1 protein-coding gene is annotated in these 683 nt (G+C 47.6%); it reads left to right on the top strand.

The window, feature by feature from the left end; translation table 11 throughout:
- A partial coding sequence (locus tag R7R24_RS27205; protein WP_318120198.1) for an alkaline phosphatase occupies positions 1 to 677 on the top strand: 677 nt, incomplete at its 5' end.
- Positions 678 to 683 lie beyond the last annotated feature (6 nt).

The following is a 683-nucleotide window of genomic DNA, read 5'->3' as shown; positions in this document are numbered from 1 at the left end:
CAACATTGCCTGCGATTGGGTTGTTTAACGAAAAAGCATTTCCGTTTGCTTTGGATGAGAATCCAACCCGACTGGAGAATATGCCGAACAAGGCGCTGTCGTTATTGTCGCGCTCCGAGCATGGCTTTTTCGTTATGATCGAAGGAAGCCAAATCGACTGGTGCGGTCATGCGAATGACATAGCATGCGCGATGGCAGAAATGGATGATTTTGCTAAGTCGATTGCTTTAGCCAAGGCGTATGTTGATGCTCATCCTGACACTTTGCTCGTTGTCACCGCCGATCACTCCACGGGAGGTTTAACTATCGGCGCAAATGGTCAATACGACTGGAAAACGGATGTGATCAAAGGCGTGCATCAAACGGCGTGGCCATTAGCAACGTCACTTGCAAAGGGTTCAGACATCAAACAAGTGTGGTCAGAATCAGTAGATTGGGCGCTATCAGATGTGCAATTTGAGCTCCTCATTGACGCGAAGAAGAGTGAAGAGCCCGCGAAAGCGCTTTATCAAGCCGTAAAGTCAATCATCAACGATCAAAGCCTTACAGGTTGGACGACAAAAGGGCATACCGCGGTGGATGTTCAGGTGTTTGCTTATGGTAAGGGGTCACAAGCATTCGTTGGCTCTCAGAACAATACCGATATCGCAAACAAGTTGATTGGTTATCTTCAATAAGAGACG

The organism is Vibrio sp. 704 (assembly GCF_033339295.1).
This window is presented reverse-complemented; position numbering and strand designations above follow the sequence as displayed.